General features: G+C 60.7%; 1 protein-coding gene. It reads left to right on the top strand.

What is annotated here, in order from left to right; translation table 11 throughout:
• Positions 1-440: 7-cyano-7-deazaguanine synthase (locus EN807_RS32565; protein WP_135937933.1), on the top strand; the 440-nt coding region annotated here is incomplete at its 5' end.
• Positions 441-468 lie beyond the last annotated feature (28 nt).

A 468-nucleotide genomic window follows, 5' to 3' on the forward strand; every position in this document is an offset into this window, starting at 1 on the left:
ACACGATGAAGATTACGGTGGTGCCGAACCGCAATGCCATCATGTTGGCAATCGCCTTCGGTCTCGCCACCCCCCACAACGCCGAAGCGGTGGCGGCGGCCATGCATGGTGGGGACCACTTCATCTATCCCGATTGCCGTCCGGCCTTCATTGAAGCTTTGCAGACAATGCAAGACCGCGCGCTCGACGGCTATGCGCAGATACGCCTCTATGCACCGTATGTGAATCTCGGAAAAGCTGACATTGTTGCGGATGGCGCAAGATACGGCACCCCGTTTGCCGAGACCTGGTCCTGTTACAAGGGCGGCGTGCGTCACTGCGGACGATGCGGGACCTGCGTCGAGCGGCGCGAAGCGTTCCATCTCGCCGGGCACGCTGATCCCACCGACTACGAGGACGCCGATTTCTGGCTCGAGGCGCTGCGCAGGAGGCGCGCGTAATGTTCCACATCAGCAAGGAATTCCACTT

Source organism: Mesorhizobium sp. M5C.F.Ca.ET.164.01.1.1 (genome assembly GCF_004792125.1).
GTDB classification, from domain to species: domain Bacteria; phylum Pseudomonadota; class Alphaproteobacteria; order Rhizobiales; family Rhizobiaceae; genus Mesorhizobium; species Mesorhizobium wenxiniae.